Annotated in this window: 13 protein-coding genes; 4 read left to right on the top strand and 9 right to left on the bottom strand. The window is 54.0% G+C overall.

What is annotated here, in order from left to right:
• Positions 1 to 112: 112 nt before the first annotated feature.
• Positions 113 to 610, bottom strand: coding sequence for a riboflavin biosynthesis intermediates N-glycosidase (gene ybiA / locus NEA10_RS18170; protein ID WP_252662748.1), 498 nt, complete (start codon positions 608 to 610; stop codon positions 113 to 115).
• A gap of 32 nt (positions 611 to 642) precedes the next feature.
• On the bottom strand, positions 643 to 1,692 hold the full coding sequence (locus NEA10_RS18165) for an alcohol dehydrogenase catalytic domain-containing protein (RefSeq protein WP_252662747.1): 1,050 nt from the start codon (positions 1,690 to 1,692) through the stop codon (positions 643 to 645).
• A 186-nt stretch (positions 1,693 to 1,878) separates the two neighbouring features.
• Here NEA10_RS18165 and cruF point away from each other — a divergent pair, with 186 nt between their 5' ends.
• The 4 genes from cruF (at position 1,879) to cphA (ending at position 8,245) form a co-directional block, all read left to right on the top strand.
• Complete coding sequence (gene cruF / locus NEA10_RS18160; protein WP_252662746.1) at positions 1,879 to 2,802, top strand: gamma-carotene 1'-hydroxylase CruF; 924 nt, start codon at positions 1,879 to 1,881, stop codon at positions 2,800 to 2,802.
• Positions 2,803 to 2,958: 156 nt separating this feature from the next.
• On the top strand, positions 2,959 to 4,185 hold the full coding sequence (locus NEA10_RS18155) for a glycosyltransferase family 2 protein (protein ID WP_252662745.1): 1,227 nt from the start codon (positions 2,959 to 2,961) through the stop codon (positions 4,183 to 4,185).
• Positions 4,186 to 4,211: 26 nt separating this feature from the next.
• The gene (locus tag NEA10_RS18150; protein WP_252662744.1) at positions 4,212 to 5,456 is read left to right on the top strand and encodes an FAD-dependent hydroxylase; all 1,245 of its coding nucleotides are present in this window, start codon (positions 4,212 to 4,214) and stop codon (positions 5,454 to 5,456) included.
• Positions 5,457 to 5,617: 161 nt separating this feature from the next.
• Positions 5,618 to 8,245 (top strand): cyanophycin synthetase, encoded by a 2,628-nt coding sequence (gene cphA / locus NEA10_RS18145; protein ID WP_252662743.1) that lies wholly within the window; start codon positions 5,618 to 5,620, stop codon positions 8,243 to 8,245.
• 386 nt (positions 8,246 to 8,631) lie between these two features.
• Here cphA and NEA10_RS18140 read toward each other — a convergent pair whose 3' ends face one another.
• The 7 genes from NEA10_RS18140 to NEA10_RS18110 form a co-directional block, all read right to left on the bottom strand.
• A complete protein-coding gene (locus NEA10_RS18140) occupies positions 8,632 to 10,326 on the bottom strand; it encodes a calcium-binding protein (RefSeq protein ID WP_252662742.1) in 1,695 nt (564 codons plus the stop codon).
• A 151-nt stretch (positions 10,327 to 10,477) separates the two neighbouring features.
• Entirely contained in the window at positions 10,478 to 12,490 is a 2,013-nt protein-coding gene (locus tag NEA10_RS18135) for a tetratricopeptide repeat protein (protein ID WP_252662741.1), read from the bottom strand.
• A gap of 70 nt (positions 12,491 to 12,560) precedes the next feature.
• A complete protein-coding gene (locus NEA10_RS18130; protein ID WP_252662740.1) occupies positions 12,561 to 15,857 on the bottom strand; it encodes a tetratricopeptide repeat protein in 3,297 nt (1,098 codons plus the stop codon).
• Positions 15,858 to 15,996: 139 nt separating this feature from the next.
• Positions 15,997 to 17,271 (bottom strand): glycosyltransferase family 4 protein, encoded by a 1,275-nt coding sequence (locus tag NEA10_RS18125; protein WP_252662739.1) that lies wholly within the window; start codon positions 17,269 to 17,271, stop codon positions 15,997 to 15,999.
• Positions 17,272 to 17,549: 278 nt separating this feature from the next.
• Positions 17,550 to 18,287: a sulfotransferase domain-containing protein gene (locus tag NEA10_RS18120; protein WP_252662738.1), complete on the bottom strand. Its 738-nt coding sequence runs from the start codon at positions 18,285 to 18,287 to the stop codon at positions 17,550 to 17,552.
• 95 nt (positions 18,288 to 18,382) lie between these two features.
• Positions 18,383 to 19,633 (bottom strand): M16 family metallopeptidase, encoded by a 1,251-nt coding sequence (locus NEA10_RS18115; protein WP_374111801.1) that lies wholly within the window; start codon positions 19,631 to 19,633, stop codon positions 18,383 to 18,385.
• Between the two features lie 90 nt (positions 19,634 to 19,723).
• On the bottom strand, positions 19,724 to 21,016 hold the full coding sequence (locus tag NEA10_RS18110; RefSeq protein WP_252662736.1) for a M16 family metallopeptidase: 1,293 nt from the start codon (positions 21,014 to 21,016) through the stop codon (positions 19,724 to 19,726).
• Between the last annotated feature and the right edge of the window lie 159 nt (positions 21,017 to 21,175).

Raw genomic sequence — 21,175 nt, 5'->3', positions numbered from 1 at the left:
ATAGAAGGCAAGGGGCAAGAGGCAAGAGGCAAGAGGGTCACCACAGAGGCACAGAGGACAGGTCGGAAGAGGTGGGGGGAAGAGGTGGGGAGTTCTCTGCTAACTTAGAGGGTCATTCAGGTAGGCTTTGATTGCTATAGGGGGTTGGGTTGGGGTGCTGAAGTTGGGGGGGTTGTAATTCGCTGCGAATGGTCATGAGAATCCGTCCGAGATGGTTCTGACCGCTCCCATCGGCGCCACAGCCCCAAAAATAGTCAACGGGAGAGTTTTCGATGAGTTCTTCGTCTCCTGTGTCCAGGAGAATCTGCTGGATATCGAGATGGGTGCGGAATTTAAGCTTGACGGCTTCATACATCAGTTGGGGTTTAGTCTGATTCCAGTCGGGCCGGGGCTGACGACGGCGATCGCGCCCTAGGCGGGCCGCTTCTTCGGGGCTGGGGGCTTGGCGGATGCGGACCATGAGGGGTTCGTCGGGGGTTCCTAGGAATTTATGGGCCTGATAGTAATGTTCGACGGTGGGCCAGGTTTGTCCCCCGATTTCGATGGGGTGAGGGGAGAAGTTGGAGAAGCAGCCATAGTCATCCTGGGCTTTGTAGAAGTAAATGGTCATGGGTGAGGAGGGAACTGTCGGCTCGGATTAGGTTAGCTGGGATACAGCAAAATTTTACGACTATCGCTGTTGGGATGTTGCAGACGCTCTAGGAGACTGGCTAATTCGGCGAGGGGGACGCGATCGCTGATGGTGCGTTCGAGGGGGAGATGATGGTCGAACAGGTAGGTGAGGCTACGAGATTGTTGTCGGGGGGAGAGGCCGGAACAGCCGAGTAAGTCGATCTGTCGTCGGGCAAAGGCGAGGGGATCGAGGGGAACTGAGGAGGGATCGGCGTAATCGGTGAGACAAAGCAGTTTTCCTCCGGGACGGGTTCCATCTAAGGCCTGCATGATATCCCAGCCTTGGGGTTCGGTGAGCAGGGCCCCGTCGACTCCCTCCCCGTCGGTAAAGGCGCGAACTTTGGTGTGGAGGTCGTCGCTGTTACTGTTGAAGGCGGCTTTGGCTCCTAAGTCGAGGGCGGCGTCGAGTCGTTGGGGATTGCGATCGCTCACTAGGGGCTGAAGGCCCAAACGTTGAGCGAGTAGAATGGCGATCGCCCCCAGGGAACCGGCCCCCAAAATCCAGACTCGCTGTTGCGGTTGCAGGTTCAGTCGGGCGAAACCATGCAGGAGACTGTTGATGGGTTGCAAAAAACAGGCCCGCTCAAAGGTAATATGTCCGGGAAGTGCCACTAAACCGCCATGTTCGACTAAATATCTAGGAACCTTGACAAACTCGGCAAAGCCTCCCCCACTGGGGGTTAGACCGGCCGTGGTGGTATGGGCTTGATAGGTGGGACAGGCAGAAAAACGGTCTTCGAGACAGGCTAAACAGCGCATACAAGGAACATGGGCCAGGGTGGCCACTCGCTGTCCCACTCGCCAGGACTGTACGTTAGGCCCCACCTCAACGATGGTTCCGGCAATTTCTCGGCCGAGGACGAAGGGTTCGTCTAATTCCGGGACTCGCAGACGACAGAGGTCTAGGGGAGATAGACCAACAGCTTTAACGGCGAGGATGACCTCTCCCTCTGAGGCGTTGGGTTGGGGGAGATCTTCATAGCGTAGGTCTCCTGCCCCGTGAAATACTTGTGCTTTCATCTTCTCTGGCTCCATCCTCCCCGAATTGACAAGACCCAACCCAGAGGAGTGATTTAGGCGGCTGCTGCGACTCTATCCTACCGCGTGGTTCGGCTCTCTAACACCTGATGGGGTTTAAGGGGGAAAACCGAATACGTTACAATTTGTGAACTCATCGTCAGTGCTTGTAAAAAAAGTTAACATCCCATGAAGCATCTCAGAATCGCCGAACGCGCCTGCTTGGGCCTTCATATCTTCTCTATGGCGTTTGGACTAGCGGGACTGCTGCTGGTTCTGCCGAATCCTGAGTTTATTGCCCAGTTATCCCCCCTGGGACTGAAGGCTTTTTCCTGGGGAATGAGCCAAGGGGGTGTCAGCTATATCATTCTCGGGGCGATCGCCGTCGGCTTGTTTGGCTATCGGACTCTGGGGCTAAAACCCCTGCTGGCCTTTTTCATCCCCTCGTTTTTGCTCTCCCTCAGCAGTGAACTCTTAGGAACGAGCACGGGGTTTCCCTTTGGGGCCTATCACTACCTGAGTGGCTTGGGCTACAAAATTGCTGGCTTGGTTCCCTTCACCATTCCCCTCTCTTGGTTCTATATGGGGTTTGTCTGTTTTCTCCTGGCTACGGCCCTGTTGGAGGTGACTCCCCTGGCCCGTTGGCAACGTCAGATTGCTGCCATTTCCCTGGGGGCGATTCTGCTGACGGCCTGGGATTTAGTGTTAGATCCGGCTATGAGTCAAACGCCCTATCCATTCTGGGCGTTTGAGGAAGTGGGTAGTTTCTTTGGGATGCCCTACCGCAATATCGCCGGTTGGATTGGCACTGGGGTGGTCTATATGACTGTGGCCACGGCGTTACAAAATGGTAAACAGTTTGTCCTCTCTCGCCGGGAGTTGGGCCTACCGGTGGCGGTCTATTTGGTGAATTTCATCTTTGGGGCCAGTATCACCTTAGTTCTGTTGGATGCTCAGTTTACGGTCCCGACCCTGCTGAGCAGTCTCTTTGGAGTGGTTCCGGCTCTGCTGTGTTGGCGACTGGCTCCTGAGGAGGTGGTCTCTGATGAGGATGCGCCTGGCTTGTCTGAGACGGAGATGGACTATCCGGCTTTGGAAACGGCGGCGAAGTAATACCATGTTTGCAAAAGTGGGCGTGCCAGGTGCGGTTCGCCCCTACCCTGATGGGTTAGTCGGGCCCAGCTTGTGGTTTGGGGCACATTCTTGCCTAAGATAGAAGCTTTGCTGTTGTCGAGGCGATCGCCCTCGCTGCCCCAAACGGAACCCTTCATGGATAGCTTGATTTTCCTTCTGCTACTGCTTCAGCTTCCGGCTGTGGCCATTCTCTTCTCTCGCTTAGCTGCTGGCCCCACTCGTAAACCTCCCATTACTCCCCAAGTCCTGCTGGGCGATCGCTTGGGGACGGTTGGGGTGGTTGTGCCGACGCTGAATGAAGTCCATCGCCTCAGTCCCTGTTTAACGGGGTTGACGCAGCAGGCCCATGAGGTGCGATCGATTGTGGTGGTGGATAGTCGCTCTGAGGATGGAACGCAAGCGTTAGTCCAGTCTTTCGCTCAGCGTGACCCTCGGGTGCGCCTGATTGAAGATGACCCCCTCCCCCCGGATTGGGTGGGCCGTCCTTGGGCCCTACAGAATGGCTATCAGTATTTTGCCGTCCCTACGGAGACCTCTGAGCAGTCTCAATCGCCGACTCGGCCGAGTTTACCTCCGGTGGAGTGGCTGTTAGGGATTGATGCTGATACCCAACCCCAGCCGGGTTTGGTGGCGGGGCTGTTGGCGGAGGCGGAACGGGAGGGCTATGATTTGGTCTCTCTGTCGCCGCGCTTTATTTTGAAGTATCCCGGGGAGTTACTGCTGCAACCGGCGTTGTTGATGACCCTTCTCTATCGCTTTGGCCCCACGGGAAGCCCTAGCCAGTCGGCGGAACGGGTGATGGCCAATGGACAATGTTTGTTGGTGCGGCGCTCGGTGTTGCAAGAGATGAATGGCTATTCCTGCGCCCGTCGCTCCTTTTGTGATGATGTCACTTTGGCGCGGGAGGTGGCTCGGCGCGGCTATCGGGTGGCTTTCTGGGATGGCTCTCGGCTGCTCAAGGTGCGGATGTATGATGGGGCGGCGGAAACTTGGCGGGAATGGGGGCGATCGCTCGACCTCAAGGATGCCTCGTCTTGGGGACAGACCTGGAGTGATGTTTGGCTGCTCTGGATGCTCCAAGGACTGCCCTTGCCGGTGCTGTTGGGGTCCCTCCTGATTTCGGGTCTGGGAACGCCTCTGGGGGGCGTTTTTGTGGGGCTGAATGCTCTGCTGTTGCTGATTCGTGTGGCCTTGGGATGGGCGATCGCCCCTTCCTATGATTGCCATCAGGCTCAAGGGGCCTGGCTATTCTGGCTCTCCCCCTTGGCAGACCCCCTGGCGGCTCTACGGATTACCCTCTCAGCCCTGCATCGCCCCACTCAGTGGCGAGGTCGTGTCTATAATATGAACAACGACGCTTAACATCTGGTTACATTTGTCATTGATTCATGTCCTCATTGCCTCAGTCTGTCTCTGCTAATCCGGCTGCGACCCCCGGCCACTACGACGTTGCTATTGTTGGTGGTGGTGTGGTGGGGAGCGCCCTGGCCTGCGCTCTCCGGGATTCGGGCTTGCAGGTGGTTCTCCTCGATGCTCAGTCCCGAGAGGCGGCTCTGTCTCGACAACAGGTCTATGCGGTGACGTTGCTGACGGGGCGCATTCTGGAGGGAATCGGCGTCTGGGACAGGATTTTGCCCCGTATTAATACCTTTCGCCAAATTCGTCTCTCCGATGGCGATCGCCCTGCTGATGTCCGCTTTCTGCCTCAAGATTTGAATTTAGACCGTTTGGGCTATGTGGCGGAACATACTCCCTTGCTCCAAGGGTTGCGCGAATTTCTTGACAAATCTGATACTGTATGCTGTATTGAGTCAGCGCAGGTTGAGGAGATTGATTATGGACGCGATGAGGCGACGGTGACGTATCATCATCAAGGTCAGACTCGGCAACTTCAGGCCCAGTTGGTGGTGGCGGCGGATGGGGGGCGATCGCCGGTGCGGGAGGCGGCGGGAATCTCTACCCGGGGCTGGAAATACTGGCAATCTTGTGTCACGTTCAAGGTGAAGCCGGAGAAATCTCACGAGGATATCGCTTACGAGAAGTTTCAGGCCAGCGGACCCTTTGCTATTCTGCCCTTACCGGGAAACCGCTGTAATGTGGTCTGGACAGCACCCCATGGGGAGGCCCAAGCCCTGATGGCGTTGGATGAAGTGGCGTTTCGGGAGCGGTTACAAGAACGGTTTGGTTCGGAAATGGGACGGGTTGAGTTGGCCAGTTCTCGTTATCTGTTTCCTGTGCAATTGATGCAGAGCGATCGCTATGTGAAACCCCGTTTAGCCCTCATTGGTGATGCGGCTCATCGCTGTCACCCGGTGGGGGGCCAAGGAATGAACCTGGGGATTCGTGATGTGGCGGCCCTGGCGGAAGTGCTTCAGTCGGCTCAGCAGCGAGGTCAGGATATTGGGGCCTTGATGGTCTTGAAGCGCTATGAACGCTGGCGTAAACTGGAAAACCTAACCATTTTAGGCTTTACGGATGTTCTCGATCGCCTCTTTTCTAATGACTGGTGGCCCCTGGTGCTGCTGCGTCAAGTGGGATTGTGGGGGTTACGCCGCCTTCCCCCGGTCAAGGGAATCGCGTTACGATTAATGACTGGCTTACTGGGTCGTCAACCTCAGTTGGCACGGGATTAATCTCCGTTAAACGGGTCTCTCCCTGACGGCAAGTTTGACCAACAATCCCCGTATTCTGTTCACTGCGAACAGTTTTCAGGCGATCGCCAGATCGAAACTACACTATAGTGTTCACGTACTGCTCCATCTGCTCCGGCTAGATTCTCTGGTACTTAGCTTTTATGAAAATTCTCAAGATCCTCACCTTACGCGGACCCAACTACTGGAGTATTCGCCGCCAAAAGTTAATTGTGATGCGCCTCGATCTGGAGGATCTGGCCGAGCGAACCACGGATACCATCCCGGGCTTCTACGAAACCCTCAGTGAACTCCTGCCGAGTATTGAAGACCATTTTTGCTCCCCGGGCCATCGCGGTGGCTTCCTGAAACGGGTTAAGGAGGGAACGTTACTCGGTCATGTAATTGAACATGTGGCGTTGGAACTGCAAACCCTGGCGGGGATGGAGGTGGGCTTTGGTCGCGCTCGCTCGACGGCGACGGCGGGAGTTTATAATGTCGTCTTTGAGTATAAAGATGAGCGGGCGGGCCGTTATGCAGCGCGGGCAGCGGTGCGGATGTGTACCAGCATTGTGGAGACGGGCCGTTATCCCCTGGCTGAGTTGGAACAGGATTTAACGGATTTAGAGGATTTACGGGATGAGGCGGCCTTGGGGCCGAGTACGGAAGCCCTGATTCGGGAGGCGGAACGGCGTTATATCCCTTGGGACCAGTTGAGTGCGCGGGCCATGATTCGCTTTGGGACTGGGGTTCATCAGAAACGGGTTCAAGCAACGCTCACGGATAATAGTGGCATCCTGGGGGTGGAATTGGCCTGTGATAAGGAAGGGACGAAAACGATTCTGGCCGATGCGGGGATTCCGGTTCCTCGGGGAACGGTGATTCATTATCTGGATGAACTTGAAGATGCGATCGCCGATGTGGGAGGCTATCCCGTGGTGATTAAACCCCTCGATGGCAATCATGGTCGTGGGATTACCATCAATATCGATGATTGGCAGGATGCTGAGGCGGCCTATGATGCGGCGAGTGAGGAGTCGAAGACGCGATCGGTGATTGTGGAGCGCTACTACGAAGGCCAAGACCACCGGGTTCTGGTGATTGATGGTAAGTTGGTGGCGGTGGCGGAACGAGTCCCGGCCCATGTGGTGGGAGATGGCCAATCTACTATTGCTGAGTTGGTAGATGATGTGAATCAAGATCCCCGCCGGGGAGATGGCCATGACAATATCCTGACGCGGCTGAAGTTGGATAATACCAGTTTGCAATGGCTCGACCGTCAAGGCTTGGATGCTCATAGTATCCCGGAGCGGGGTCAGGTCTGCTATCTGCGGGCTACGGCTAATCTCAGTACGGGGGGAATTGCCATTGATCGCACCGATGAGATTCACCCGGAAAACCGCTGGATTGCTGAACGGGTGGCTAAGATTATTGGCTTAGATATTATCGGCATGGATATTGTCACCTCGGATATTTCCCGGCCGCTACGGGAGACGGATGGGGTGATTGTGGAAGTGAACGCGGCCCCTGGGTTCCGGATGCACGTGAGTCCGAGTGAAGGGACTCCTCGCAATGTGGCTAAGCCGGTTTTGGATATGCTGTTTCCCCCAGGAACTCCCCACAGTGTGCCGATTATCTCGATTACGGGAACCAATGGTAAGACCACGACCACTCGTTTGATTGCTCATATTTGTAAGCAGACGGGCCAGGTGGTGGGCTATACCACGACGGATGGAACCTATATTGGTGACTTTTTGGCTGAGGCCGGTGATAATACGGGTCCCCAAAGTGCGGGCCTGATTTTGGGAGACCCCACGGTGGAGATGGCGGTGTTGGAAACCGCTCGTGGGGGGATTTTGCGCTCTGGCTTGGCTTTTGAGGAGGCCAATGTGGGGGTGGTGTTGAATGTTGCGGCTGACCATTTGGGCATTGGTGATATTGATACGATTGAACAGATGGCCAGTGTGAAAGCGGTGGTGGCGGAGGCGGTTCACCCCGATGGCTATGCGGTTCTCAATGCTGATGATGTGTTGGTGGCGGGGATGGCGAAGAATTTGCGCTCCCATATCGCCTATTTTTCGATGAATCCGGATAATGAGATTGTGCGGAGTCATGTGGAGAATGGCGGGAAGGCGGCGGTGTATCAGGATGGCTATCTGACGGTTCTCGATGGCGGTTCGATGGTTCGGATTGCTAAGGCGGATGAGGTTCCTCTGACGTTGAAGGGGATGGCACCGTTTATGATTGCGAATGCGTTAGCCGCTTGTATTGCGACCTATGTGCAAGGGGTTGAGTTGGAGGCGATTCGCGCGGGGTTGGCGACGTTTAAGGCGTCGGTTGACCAAACGCCGGGACGGATGAATCTCTTTGATTTGGGGGATTTCCATGCTTTGGTGGATTATGCTCACAATGCAGCGAGTTATGAGGCGTTGGGGGGCTTTGTCCGCAATTGGCCGGGGTCTTGTATTGGGGTGATTGGGGGCCCGGGCGATCGTCGGGATGAGGATTTTGTGGAGTTGGGCCGTCTCTCGGCGGAGATTTTCGACCAAATTATTGTCAAGGAGGATGATGATACTCGGGGACGACCTCGGGGAGATGCGGCGGATTGGATTTGTAAGGGGATTCAGGAGGTGAATCCTGATGCTCGCTATGAGTCGATTCTCAGTGAGGAGAAGGCGATTAATATTGCTCTGGATGAGGCGCCTAAGGATAGTTTGGTGGTGATTCTACCGGAGAGTGTCAGTCGCGCGATTCGTTTGATTAGGGAGCGTCATCCGGTTGAGGATGCGTAGGGGCAATCTCTTGTGGTTGCTCTCTCGTGGTTGCCCTCTTGTGGTTGCTCAGACTGGGGGTGTGATGCCCCCAGTTTTTGTGTCTGATTTCTGTACGTTAATACGGAGAAAAAAATTGCGCTGCTTAGATGTTTGGCTTTGCGCGGCCCGCACCGGGACCGCGAAGCCTTGCCAACCTCAATCAAAATTTTGGTGCGCTTTGTATTGAGGGGTGAAGCTTTATTTATGGTTTTATTATAGCAAAATGGATTTTTTATGTCAAGGGGGCGGGGGGAACCACAGAGTCACGGAGGTCACAGAGGTTGGAGGAGGGGGTGGGAGGCAAAAAAAACACCCCACAGGGGGGTGTTGAGATGAGGTTGGAGTTGAGGATGTACTCAGAATCCTTAGAGGATATTGACGTCTGCGGTGGGAAAAGCACCCAGTTGGTCTCCCTGGAGGGCAACCCGCATGATAGAGGAACCCAGAGTGTCAAAGCTAACAGGGACTTCAAATGAACGGGAAAGCTGATTGACGCCAAAGGTAACGGTTTGTGTAAATTGTTTGAAGTCGCCCTCTCCTGGGTTTGTCCCGAGTTCGGAGATATCGGTGACGCCAATGGCGGGGTTGGTGGTTCCAGGACTTGTAATTACATCAACGCTGGCTTCGACATCGGCGTTGGCGCGGAAGATTGTAAAACGGATGAAGTCAGGGTTTCCGGTGACACCAAAGACTCCCTCAGCAGCCCCATCTGTCGAACCACCTCCAATCGTTTTATCTTTTCGAGTAAACGTAAAGCCACCACCGAGAGGCGCACCAGCCGGTTGACGACGAATCAGGAAGTTGGCGTTATCAACAACGACCGTATCTTTCCTCAGTTGTAAGGAGAAGAACCGATCGCCCCCTTCAGCATCCGTTCCCAAGACTTCGTTAATGAGATTGATGTCAAAGGCGACAGTTCCTTGTCCATCAGCAAAGCTAACGAGGCGTTGTCCGTTCAATAACTCCACCCCAGAACCGGGGCCTTGAAAGTCCACCCCTTCAAAGGCGGTAGCGGGGATTTTGTTGAACAAGAGGTTGTCTTCCCCAGTGGTTCCACTGCGTCGAATAAAGATACTGCGGGGAACTAAGACACCAGCGGTACTTCCTCCGTCCGCCTGGTCAAATTGATAGAGGTTGATGGGTTGACCATTTTCATCCACAAACTCAAAGGTGCGCGGGGGTTCAGGATCGGCAATCTCACTGGAGAAGTCCGTCGCATCAAGGTCAGATACCCCTTCAACCACCGCGAGGAACTGGTTAGTAACAGTATCTTTGATGATGGAGTTATTTCCATTCACTTCGATGCTGACATCAGCAAAGGGTAAGCCATCCAGGAATAAGCGATCGCGACCCCGGACAAAGTTCTGAATGCGATCGGCATCAGAGAGGTTGACGCCGCCACTGGTGACGTCGGCACTGCGGCGAGACATGGCAAAGGTATCTTCTCCGTCACCTCCAACGAGAACATCAGCCCCTAAGTCGCCGGAGAGGAAGTTATTGCCAGGGCCGGCGAAAATGGTGTCATCCCCAGCCCCTCCATAGACTGTATTATTACCATCTCCGGTGCGGATAACATCGTTGCCTTGGTTGCCGAAGAGTAAATCATCGCCATTTCCCCCTTCAATGATGTCGTTTCCTTCTCCCCCGGAGATGGTATTATTCCCCTCACCGGCGACGAGGTAGTCGTCTCCTTCTCCCCCGAAGATGACATCGTTACCACTGCCGCCGAAAATGGTATCGTTACCGCGATCGCCCGAGAGATAGTTATTCCCCGAGTCTCCGAAGAGGACATCATTCCCTTGTCCTCCATACAGGGTATCGTTTCCGGGTCCACCCCGTAGGGTGTCGTCGCCCTGGTTCCCGAATAATAAGTCGTTCCCAGAACCGCCGACAACGCTATCATTGCCATCACTGGCAGCAATGACGTTATTGCCACCCACGCCGTCGATGATGTCATCCCCTGATAAGTCAGGGAGAGGTTCGCCCTGGATATTTCCCCCAGGAATAATCAGGTCTGAAATTAAGGTTCCAATAATGGTATTGCCCATTTTAGCCTCCACAGGTTTACACAAGATATCAGGCAGAGACACCCGTGGATTCTTTTGATGTTTTGGGGATGCACATAACCTCTTAAAGTATAGTGCATTTCAATACAAATAGACGAGTGCTTTTTAAGAGGGTTCCCCAAGAAATATCAATTTCACTGTCAAATCACATCGCCGTTGCTTGTAACAGACTATTCTGGATTTGAAAGGCTTTGCCCAAACTTCTGACGGCTTCTTGATGTTGATTTAACAGGGATAAAAGTTGACCGCGATTGTACCAGGCTTCTGACTGTTCTGGCTTCAGCTTAATCGCCCGTTCATAGGCATTAAGAGCTTCTTCATGACGCTGAAGTTTTTGTAGAGTCGTGCCGCTGGCGTACCAGGCTGGATAGGATTGTGGTTGCAGTTCAATGGCGGCATCGAAACAGTCGAGGGCTTGGTCGTAGCGTTCCATTTTTTCGAGTAAGATGCCCAAGTTGTACCAAGATTCAAAATGATTGGGTTTGAGTTGGGTGACTTTCTCATAGGAGACGATCGCCCGCTGGTACTCCTCTAGTTTGACCAAGGTTGCCGCATGATTGTACCAAACTTCATAGCGGTCTGGGTTGATGTTTCCAGCTTTCTCATAGGCGGCGATCGCCTCTGGGTAGCGTTTCACGTTACTGAGAACATTACCCAAGTTGTACCAAGCCTCAAACTTATCCGGTTGCAACATCACCGCCTGATTATAGGAGGCGATCGCCTCAGAAAAGTTCTGCATCCGATTGAGAATAGCACCGCGATTATGCCAAATCTCGGGACTCTTGGGTTGAATCTTCAGGGCCTGTTCATAGTTTTCCAGGGCGTCATCGAACCGTTGTAGCTTGCTGAAGGTATTACCCCGGTTGTACCAGGCTTCATATTTATCGGGGTTCAACTCTACGGTACGCTCATAACTGTCAATGGCATCAGGATAGCGTTGTAAGCGGCCGCAACTGTTGCCTCGGCCAAACCAGGCTTCCACCAGGCGATCGCGGCCCCCGGCTTCCTCAGGGTTCTGATGTTCAATGACCTGATCAAAACTCTCCACCGCCTGGGCATAACGGCCAGTGCGGTACAGTAGAGTCCCATGACGTAACCAGGTATCCGCATCCTGATTATCCAGGGCGATCGCTTCCTCATAGGCGGCGATCGCATCGGTCCATCGTCGGCTTTCCAGTAAGGCCTCGGCATAGTCCAACCAAGCCTGACGATGATGAGGTTGCCGAGTTAGCAGGGCCTCATAATAGACTAACCGTTCTGGAAGCGAGGCGTGTTCAGGCAACGAGAGGGGTGTCAGTTGTCCCCCAAGGGGGGGAGATTCAGCTGTGGCCCTGTTAGAAATGGGGGTTGGGGTTGGCTGGGATGGGGTTTCCGGTTTAGCGACGGCGTTCCCCCCAGCGGCGAGGGGAATGGTTCGATTGGCTTCCTGAATCGCCTGAATTGCCGCCAGTCGCTGGGATACCCGGTCAATTTTTTGCCGTAACTCCGGCTTCATGGACTGTAGAATGGCGCGGGGGCTAATTTTCTGAATTTCCGCTAACTTCTGATCCTTCGCCTCATCGGCCTCCAACACCGCCAGCTGTAACTGATGCAAACATTCATTGCGGATGCGTTCGACTTGATGGAGTTGATCCATCTGCACTTCCATTTCCTGAGTTAAGCCATCCACCTGCGATCGCGCCTGTTGGTGGGCCTGAAGGATGGCCCGTTCGAGTTCTTCCAAGAGGCGATCGGCTTTACGACTGGAGTGATCTAACTGCTTCTCCAAATCCCCCAACTTACCTAACTTACAGCGTACATCGGCCACCAACCGTTCCAAAACCCGATGGCGAATCACGCCAAACGTCACCAACACGGCCAAGGGAGACAGGGCCAAAATCATCAAGAGGGCCTGATACAAGGTCAAATATTGACTAAAAAGGCCCGTTCGGGAGTGTTCCTCCACCCCAGAGACATCGGCAAAAATAAATTGCGGCTGAGACTGGGATTCTGGGAGACTCATCTCAGGAGTGGCCATGGCCATCTCCAGGGCCCGATTCGAGTCAACGGTTTCTAAGGATGGATTATCCAACGAGGGTAGCATCGGTAACACCGGCGGTTCGAGACGACCCTCCGGTGCCAATAAAGCAGTGAGTGCAAGTAACGTATGAGTCCCCATAATCACCAGTCATCATGCGAGAGGTATCGCTTATCTTTACAAGACTGGCGGCTATTATCCGGACAGGGGACTAGCCAGCGGCCCGTTGGGCCACCAAGTCCTTGAAGATGTTATACATATCCGCCGCAAACTTACGGGGATTCCAGAGGGGGGCCAGGCTATCCGGCTGTTTCCCTTGTTCGAGTTGCGATCGCATCTGTTGGCGTAAGCCTTCATCTCGGCCCATACGCACGCCCCAATCAATATACTCCTGCCAAGTCCAAGCCACCCCTAAATCGCTTCCAGCGGCTTTCATGAGGGAGTAGGCCTGACGGCCGAAGGACTGTTGCGACACCAACGCCACCACTGGCATATTAAACCAGAGGGCTTCCACGACGTGAGTGGCGCCACTATAGGGATAGGAATCAATCAAGACATCAGCGAACTGATAAATCAGGCGATGTTCTTCTTCCGTCTGAGTTCGGGGGAGAACCCGGATGCGATTCGTCCGCACTCCCTGACGGCGACATTCATTTTGATAGATTTCTTCAATAGCCAACAAATCCCCCACCCGGCCTTTATAGAAGAGGAGGCTATCGGGAACCTGGGCCAAAATCTTAATTTGGGCTTCCACTAACTCCGGACAGAACTTATTCCCCGTAGCCACACAGAGAAAAGCCACCTGATTGGGGGCCACCCGCATGGAACGGCGCAACACCTCGCGATCGACTTGACGAATGGGAAGTCCGGCGGTGGCGGCGAAGGAGTCGGGGAGGCGCACGATTTGTTCGATGTAATGTTCCTCAACGCCGGCGGGGTGAGTTTGCCAATCTCCCAGGTAGTAGTTTTTGGGCGTAATATAGGGGGCATCGAAGCCGAGCCAGGTGAGACAGACATGGGCCGGACTGCTATAGAAGACTTCAGTATTAGGCATCACTGTTACTGAGTCCATGTCGATGAGGACATCTAGGTTATCCTGGGCAATTTCTTGCAAAATCAGTTTCGCCTGGGCCCCCTCGGGACGGCTAAATTTCTCGGCGGCGTTCTCGAAGCGTTCGGTGAGTTCATCTCGGCCCATATCCCCGGTGACGTAGAGGAAGATATGGGGGGTGATTTGACTCAGGGCCTCGATGATGTCCACACTCAGCCAACCGACGGAGTGACGGCGGAAATGTTTGGAGAGGAAGCCAATACGCAGGGGATGGCCAGGATTGGGGCGAGGACGAATGGGAATTTCGGCGTGTTTCTCGCTGTTGGCTTTGGCTTCGAGGTATTTGAGATAGAGTTGGGCTAAGGTTTTGGAGAGTTTGGCGTTTTTAGCGACGTCATCGCGGACGTGGGGCATATCAAAGGCCAGGTTGAGATAGAGGCGCACCACTTCGTTGTAGGTGAGGGGGTATTGCTGAATCGCATTGTAGATGAGGGGTTCAACTTCATTGAATTTGGCGATCGCCACCTCACTCACCCCGGAGTTTAGGTGAGCTTTCATCGCCGCCAACAGGGCCATAATTCGGTCTTTCCCGGTGACGTTCTCACAGAATTTTAGGGAAACGGCCCGGGCAGCGGCTTGGTTTTTGGTGTTATAGACTTCACAGAGGGCCCAGTAGGATTCTGTTAAGTCCGGCTGGAGTTCAATGGCTTTATGGAAGAGTTTAACGGCTTCTTCTTTTTGACCTTTGGCGTAGTATTTGCCTGCTAAGTGCTGATAGGAGATACCCCCGCCAAAGTTGGGGTCAAGTTCTAAGGCCCGTTGCCAACATTGGATGGTTTCATCCACTTTCCCCATCCGTTCGTACACTTTCCCAAGATTCCAATGAATGCCGGGGAGTTCTTGGTTATAGGAGAGGGCTTTTTGATAGAGTTGTAGGGCTTCGTGGTTTTGGTTCTGGAAGAAATAGATGCTGGCAACGTTGGAATAGACTTCGGCGAAGTCGGGTTTAATGGCGATCGCCCGTTGATAGGCGTTCATCGCCGCATTGCCATTTTTTTGCCCTAAAAAGGCGTTCCCAAGGGCTTTGTAGGCTTCGGCGGAGTCCGGTTTCCCTTGAATAGCTTTGCGGGCACAGAGAAGGGCCTGGCTAAAGTTTTTCTCTTCTAAATAGATTTCCGCCAGGGTTAGATGAACCTCGGCATAGTTGGGGCAAAGGTCCAGGGACTGACGATAATAACGTTGGGCGGTTTGTAAGCGTCCTGTGTGTTCTTTAACGAAGTTACCCGCTTGAAAATCAATGGTGGCGGCTTCTTGATATTCTTCTAAGTTGTAATGCCATTGGGCGCATTCGTGGTAATAATGCAGAAAATACTCAATGGTTTCGTTGAATTGCTGTTGATACTCTTGGTTTTCTGGGTCAAGTTCCAGGGCTTTTTTAAACTGTTCTAATGCCATCTGCGGCACGCTATGTTGGAGGCAAGCTAAGCCAAAGCCATGATGATATTCGGCATTGTTTGGGTCTAGTTTAACAGCTTTTTCCAAGTCCACCATCGCTTGATAGCTTTGGTGATGATGATAGGCAATGCGTCCAAGATGGTAATGAGCAGCCGCAGATTGACTGTCAACTTCTAGGATTTTTTGGTAGAGAAATACGGCTTGGCGATAGTTTTCTTGCTCTTGAAAACATTGAGCCAACTTAAACATTTCTTGCTTCCAGGTTTCTACGTCTTTCTGACGCAGATGTTCTAGAAGCTGGTTCAGTTGTTTGCGGGGGGCCTCTAGGTTGGCGTTGAGTTCAACGGCCCGTCGGTAGGCGGCGGTGGCGGCGGCCAGTTGGCCTTGGGCCTGATAGACGGCCCCGAGATTGTGATGATAACTGGCGGCGTTGGGATTGAGGGCGATCGCCCGTTGCAGGAGGGTTACTGCTTGAGAATGGTCTTGGTGTTGATAGGCGAGGGTTCCCAGTCCCTGGAGGGCATCGGCCTGATCGGCATCATACTCTAGAACTCGTCCATAGAGTTGTTTGGCCTGGGAGAAGTTCCCCAGTCGGTGATAGGCCCGTCCGAGTTGAACCAGGTGATTGAGGGCGGCGGGGCGATCGCGATCGACATACTCCAGCCAGGCCCGGGTAAAATTGCCCTGGAGGGCATTGCTGTCGGGGTCTAATAGAAGTCCCTGACGATAGGCGGCTAAACTTTTATCGAGATGGCCCTGGGCGCGATAGGCCATGCCCAAGGTATTGTGATAAGCGGCGTGACTCTGATCCAGGGCGATCGCCTGTTCAATCTGTTCAATGGCGCGCTCGTACTGTTGCTGTTGATAAGCAATCATCCCCAATCCATGTAAGGCCGCCGCCTCCTGGGGATTCTCTGCCAAAATTTGCCGATATAACTCTTCCGCACGTTCCACCTCTCCCGTCTGGTGGGACGCGATCGCCGTCGCTACACTAACACTCATCCCCTATCTTGTTCCTCCTGTGAACGTCTCCGATTTGGCTGGACGACTCTCTACACTAAATTCCGACAATTGCTGTTTAGACTGGGTCTTTAAACTAGGTCTTTAGACTGGGGGTTAACTCCCACTGTCCCCTCTCTCCCTAACCACTGACAACTAAGCTGCGTTCAGGAATCGAGGCGATGGGTTGTGGTTCCGGTAAATTCCCCTGGGCCACCTCTTTCATCAACTCAATATGACGAGGAAGCAGAACCGAGTGAGCGTAGTTTTCCAACACCGTCTTACGGGCATTCTCGCGAATATGGGCCATGCGAGTCGGATGTTCTAAGATGTCATGGACGCGATCGGCGATTTGCTTAGGTGAGAAGAAGTCCACCAAGAAGCCATTGTCACCATCGCGAATCACCTCCCGAACGGGCGCAGTATCCGATCCAACCACCACACAACCGGCGGACATGGACTCAATCATCGACCAAGATAAGACAAAGGGACGAGTCAGATAAATATGGGCATCGGACGCTTGCAACACCTTCAGATATTGACCATAGGGCAAGGTTCCCACGAAATGCACCCGCGACATATCCAGAGGAACTTTAGCCAACATCTGTTCCTTATAGGTTTGTCCATTGGGGAGAGATTTCCCGTAACAGACTCGTTCCGAGGCCACAATCACCACATGACAGTTGGGGCGTTTTTCTTGCAGATAGGCGATGGACTCAATAAACTCTGGGAAGCCACGATAGGGTTCCATCCCTCGGGAAACATAGGTCACAATCTCATCGGCCCCAGACAAGTCAATGTTGGGTAAGACCAACTTCGCCCCAGGATTGGGTTTAAAGAACTCCGTATCCACCCCATCGTGCATGGCGGTCATTTTACGCTGAAATTCATGGGGAAATTGGGACTTCTGCCATTTGGTGGGGGAGAGTCCCCAATCGCAGGAGTATAAATCCATCAAAATCGGGGCATTTTTGACGCGGATTTTCGCCTCGTCATCGGGACTGAGGGGGTCAGCGGGGTCAAAATCAGCATCGGAACCATGGGCCCAGTAGAACCACTCGAAGTAGCACATTAATTTGCTCTCGGGGAAGACATCTTTGACAAAGAGTGTGGGTCCCCAGCCGGAGTGACCATAGACTAAATCGGGAACAAAGCCTTGACTTTTTAGCGCCAACATGGTACGGTACACCGCCTGTCCATGAAGAACCGCACTTTCCAGGGGCCGGACATAGTGATGGGTTTCCGGCCGAGGGTCACGACTGGGGGTAAAGAGGGCTTTCTTTACGCCGGGAATTTTCCATTCTGGGCGTTCGTTTTTGGTCCCAAAGACGACTTGATTATTGGGATCTCGCCCTAGGATTGTGGCGACATGACGGAACTGGGCAGGAAAGTTCGGATGGAGGAATAGGACACGCATTGCAACTGCTGTTAAGGACTTCCGATGACCGGGTGTTGTTTAGGATTTACGGCTGGGGCGCAACCATTTCGGTACAGTTTCCCTGGGCGTTCATCCAGAGTACGATAGGCAAGAGGCAAGAGGCAAGAGGGGGGAGGGAACAGGGAACAGGGAATAGGGAACAGGGAACAGGGGAGAAGCAAGAGGTAGGATGCGTCCCGGCATCGGTTCGGTTTATGACCTAGACCCATCGCTTCAAACTTGCCGGAACGCATCATTTCGGTAATAGGCTACAGTTTTCACCAACCCCAGTTTTGGTTGAGGGCGGCAAACAGGCGCTGGTTATGGGGTCGAAATCTCTCCCGTAACTGCTGTTGGATAGACTCGCTGACGTGAGAATAGTTCCCGCTGTTGAGAGTGGGGAACTGGGTTAGGGGCAATTCCGGTAGGTTGAGAAAGGTTAGCATCCGGTTTAGGGTGGCTTGGGGCTGCTGATAGAGGTCGTCGCTATGGAGAATCAGGAGTTGCTGTTTGGGGAAGTGGGCCCACCAGCGTTGCAGTTGGTTGAGGTACTCGCCCCGGATTAGATAGCTGTGGTGTTGGTAGGCGTAGCTGTGATAGTTGGGGTCGTCTTGCAGTTTTTGGGCTTCTCCGGCCAGGCGGATGGGTTCCTGGGCGATGGCGTCTTCTAGGGGGAGGGTTTCGAGGCCTTCTTTGATGGCATGGTGGTAGTGGGAGATAGCCCGCTCAACGGGGTTGCGTAGGAGGGCAATGAGTTTAATGTGGGGAAAGTCAGCGGCGACGCGACGGGGGACGTCGGGATGGAGAATATAGTAGGGACTGGCTTCTCCTCTTAGGATATCTGGGTTGGGGTTGGGGAATTGCTGCTGATACCAGGACAGTCCCTGGCTATAGTTGAGGTCGAAGTAATGGACTTCTTTTTGAGGGGCTACTTCGATTTGGGGATGTTGACTGAGGTAATGCAGGGCGGAGGTGGTTCCGCCTTTTTGGGCACCTATGATGAGAAAGTCGGGCATGGGGGAGAAGAAGGCAGTAGGCAGTAGGCAGTAGGCAGTAGGGGGGAACCCACCCCTGCCCCTCCCAAGAGGGGATAGCAATAGATAATGGGGGGTTAGGAGACGGGGGAGGGGAGGGCGCTGTTGAGGGCGGCGGCGGGACCGACGAGGCTGATGTAGGGCTCTGTGAAGTAGCGGCTGGCGACTCGTCGGGCTTCTTCGGCGGTGACTTGGGCCACGGCTTCGGGGAACATTTCGTCAAATTCTATTCCTAAGCCTAGGGTCTCGTACCAGCCTAGAATTTGGGCGATTTGAGAGTTGGTCTGTTTGCCGAGGGCGTATTGCCCTAATAGCTTGTTTTTGGCGGTCTGGAGTTCGTCGTTGTGCAGGTATAAGGCGGTTAAACGCTCGACTTCGACTCGTAAGCCTTCGATGGCGATCGCGGTGTTTTGAGGGGCGGTTCCCATATACACGACAAACTGCGAATTGTCAAGTCTTGTGGGATAAAAGGCGGAGACATCATAGGCGAGACCTCGTTTTTCTCGCAGTTCGACGAATAGGCGACTGGAGAGACCATTGCCAAGATAGGTGTTGATGAGTTTGAGGGCGGCGTATTCTGGGGGAACGCGATCGCCCTGTTTGAGACAGGCGGAGGGGGCAAGATAGCCCAACATGACAATGGATTGTTGGGTGTCTTGAGGGGTTTTACGGATGGTGGGCCGGGGGGTGAGGCGGGGTAGGTCAACTTGGGGAATGGGAAGGGGTGGGGCCTGCCAATCGCTGAAAGCTGACTCTAGGGCGGCGATCGCCCGGTCAATGGGCCAACAGCCGACGAGACTAATGACTAGGTTATCAGGACGGAAATAGGTGCGATGGAAGTTCTCTAGGTCTAAACGGGTTAGGCCGGCGACGGTACTCTCTAAGCCGAGGGTGGAGACGGCATAGGGATGGTCTCGATACATGGCTTCTCGCAGTTGGGAGAAGGCGATGGCGAAGGGTTGTTCGTTCTGGGCCCGGATGGCTTGTAGGGTGAGGCGTTTTTCGAGTTCGACTTCGGCTTCGGGAAGGGCGGGCGATCGCAACAGTTCGGCACTGAGATTGAGAATCTCCTCAAAGTCCGCTGACACGGTTTTGAGACTAAAAAGAAAGTAGTCATTGGTCGTTTCCGCCCCCACACTGGCCCCCACGGATTCGACCTGTTCAGCAATCTCCATGGATGAGAGGCTGGCGGTTCCCTTAGTCATGACCGAAGCCAGCAGATGGGAGAGTCCAAAGAGATGGGGGGGTTCGCAGCGCGTCCCGGTTTTAATGAAAAAACGAGCGGTCATGATGTCGGCGGTGGGATTTTCCACCAGGATGACAGTCATCCCATTCTGGAGAACAACGCGGTGTGGAGACATAAATTCGGGGAGGCCGGAAGGTAAACAGTTCGCAACAATCAAACCCCATCTAGGCTATCACTGTTCGTTCAGGCCGATGGTAACGACGTAGTTTTCAAGGCTGAGGTACTGTCGGGCAATTTGGCGTAGGTTGTCGGGTTGGAGGGACTGAATCCGTTGGGGATATTGGGTGGCGATGTCCGCCCGGCTGAGGGTTTGATAGTAGCCATAGAGGCCGGCGAGTTGGGCTGGGGTTTCGGTGGAAAAGGCGTAGTCGTTGCAGAGTTGTCGTTGGGCCCGGGCGAGTTCCAGGGCATCGACGGGGGTTTCTCGCAGGCGGTGAATCTGGTGCAAACTGGCTTGTTCGACGGCTTCTAAGAAACAGGGTTCAAGCCACGCACTGATGGTAAAGAGGCTAGAGTCCCGTTGTAGGGAGAAGTAGCTGGTGATGCCTTGAACCCATTGACGCTGTTCTCGCAGTTCCCGCACCAGGCGCGAGGAACGACCACTGGCGAGAATCATGGCGAGGAGATCTAAGCCGTAGGCGTCATCGAGATGGTCAATGCCGGGACCGGTCCAGGTTAGGTTGAGACGGGCTAATTCGAGGCGCGGAAAGGCCAGTTCCCGCCGCCGCACGCCGTGAATAGGGGGTTCGGGGGTGATGTTGACCCGGGGACAGCCGGGGTTGGGGAAGAAGTTTTGGAAACAGTGGTCGACGCGATCGAGGGCTTCGAGTTCGGAAATGCCGCCAACAACAGCGACGGTGAGGTTATGGGGTTGGTAATGGCTGCGGTGGAATTGCCGTAAGTCAGCGGCCGATCGCCCTAAAAGGCTTTCTTGGGTTCCCAAGACGGGACGACGATAGGGATGATGTTGATAGACGGTGTCCAGGGTGACTTCAAAGAGGATGTCATCGGGACTATCTTGGCTTTGGCGAATTTCTTCAAAGACGACTTCCCGTTCTCGTAAAAACTCATCCTCTGGGATAGCGGCGTGGAGGAGGAGTTCGGAGAGGAGGGGCAGGGTCTCGCTAAAATAGGGGCTGGCGGTGGTGATGAAGAAATGGGCGTAGTCGTAACTGGTGGCGGCGTTGGTGAGTCCACCACAGCCTTCGATGGCAGCGTCGAAGTAACCGGGGCCAAGGCGATCGGTTCCTTTGAAGATGGCGTGTTCAAGAAAATGGGCCATCCCTGACCACTCGTCCGGTTCGACGCAGGCCCCGGCGTTGACCCAAACATCGGTGACAACGACGGGACTATGGGGAATATGTTGATGCACGACGGTCAGACCATCGTGACGTTCAAAGGTGCGAGCCGGACAGTGATTCTCACTGACGACCCGGGAAATACTGGAGGATTGAGTTTGGGGCATCGTTCGCAAGCGCCTTATCGCCGATACGCGGGCTGTTGGACGACACACTTAGGAGTGCACTCTCGTCGTCGTTAATCGCGAAACCCAACGTTTTCATTTACCCTAACTCGTTTTTAGGCTTGGGTTGGCTATTTTGGCTACAAATGATGCAATTCTTTA

Source organism: Phormidium yuhuli AB48 (genome assembly GCF_023983615.1).
Classification (GTDB): domain Bacteria; phylum Cyanobacteriota; class Cyanobacteriia; order Cyanobacteriales; family Geitlerinemataceae; genus Sodalinema; species Sodalinema yuhuli.
The sequence above is the reverse complement of the archived record's forward strand: the minus strand, read 5'-3'. Positions and strand labels throughout refer to the sequence as shown.

Coding starts and splice junctions, on each gene's coding strand:
- ybiA (WP_252662748.1), bottom strand. CDS start 610: ATGACCATTTACTTCTACAAAGCCCAGGATGACTATGGCTGCTTCTCC.
- NEA10_RS18165 (WP_252662747.1), bottom strand. CDS start 1,692: ATGAAAGCACAAGTATTTCACGGGGCAGGAGACCTACGCTATGAAGAT.
- cruF (WP_252662746.1), top strand. CDS start 1,879: ATGAAGCATCTCAGAATCGCCGAACGCGCCTGCTTGGGCCTTCATATC.
- NEA10_RS18155 (WP_252662745.1), top strand. CDS start 2,959: ATGGATAGCTTGATTTTCCTTCTGCTACTGCTTCAGCTTCCGGCTGTG.
- NEA10_RS18150 (WP_252662744.1), top strand. CDS start 4,212: ATGTCCTCATTGCCTCAGTCTGTCTCTGCTAATCCGGCTGCGACCCCC.
- cphA (WP_252662743.1), top strand. CDS start 5,618: ATGAAAATTCTCAAGATCCTCACCTTACGCGGACCCAACTACTGGAGT.
- NEA10_RS18135 (WP_252662741.1), bottom strand. CDS start 12,490: ATGGGGACTCATACGTTACTTGCACTCACTGCTTTATTGGCACCGGAG.
- NEA10_RS18130 (WP_252662740.1), bottom strand. CDS start 15,857: ATGAGTGTTAGTGTAGCGACGGCGATCGCGTCCCACCAGACGGGAGAG.
- NEA10_RS18125 (WP_252662739.1), bottom strand. CDS start 17,271: ATGCGTGTCCTATTCCTCCATCCGAACTTTCCTGCCCAGTTCCGTCAT.
- NEA10_RS18120 (WP_252662738.1), bottom strand. CDS start 18,287: ATGCCCGACTTTCTCATCATAGGTGCCCAAAAAGGCGGAACCACCTCC.
- NEA10_RS18115 (WP_374111801.1), bottom strand. CDS start 19,633: ATGACTGTCATCCTGGTGGAAAATCCCACCGCCGACATCATGACCGCT.
- NEA10_RS18110 (WP_252662736.1), bottom strand. CDS start 21,016: ATGCCCCAAACTCAATCCTCCAGTATTTCCCGGGTCGTCAGTGAGAAT.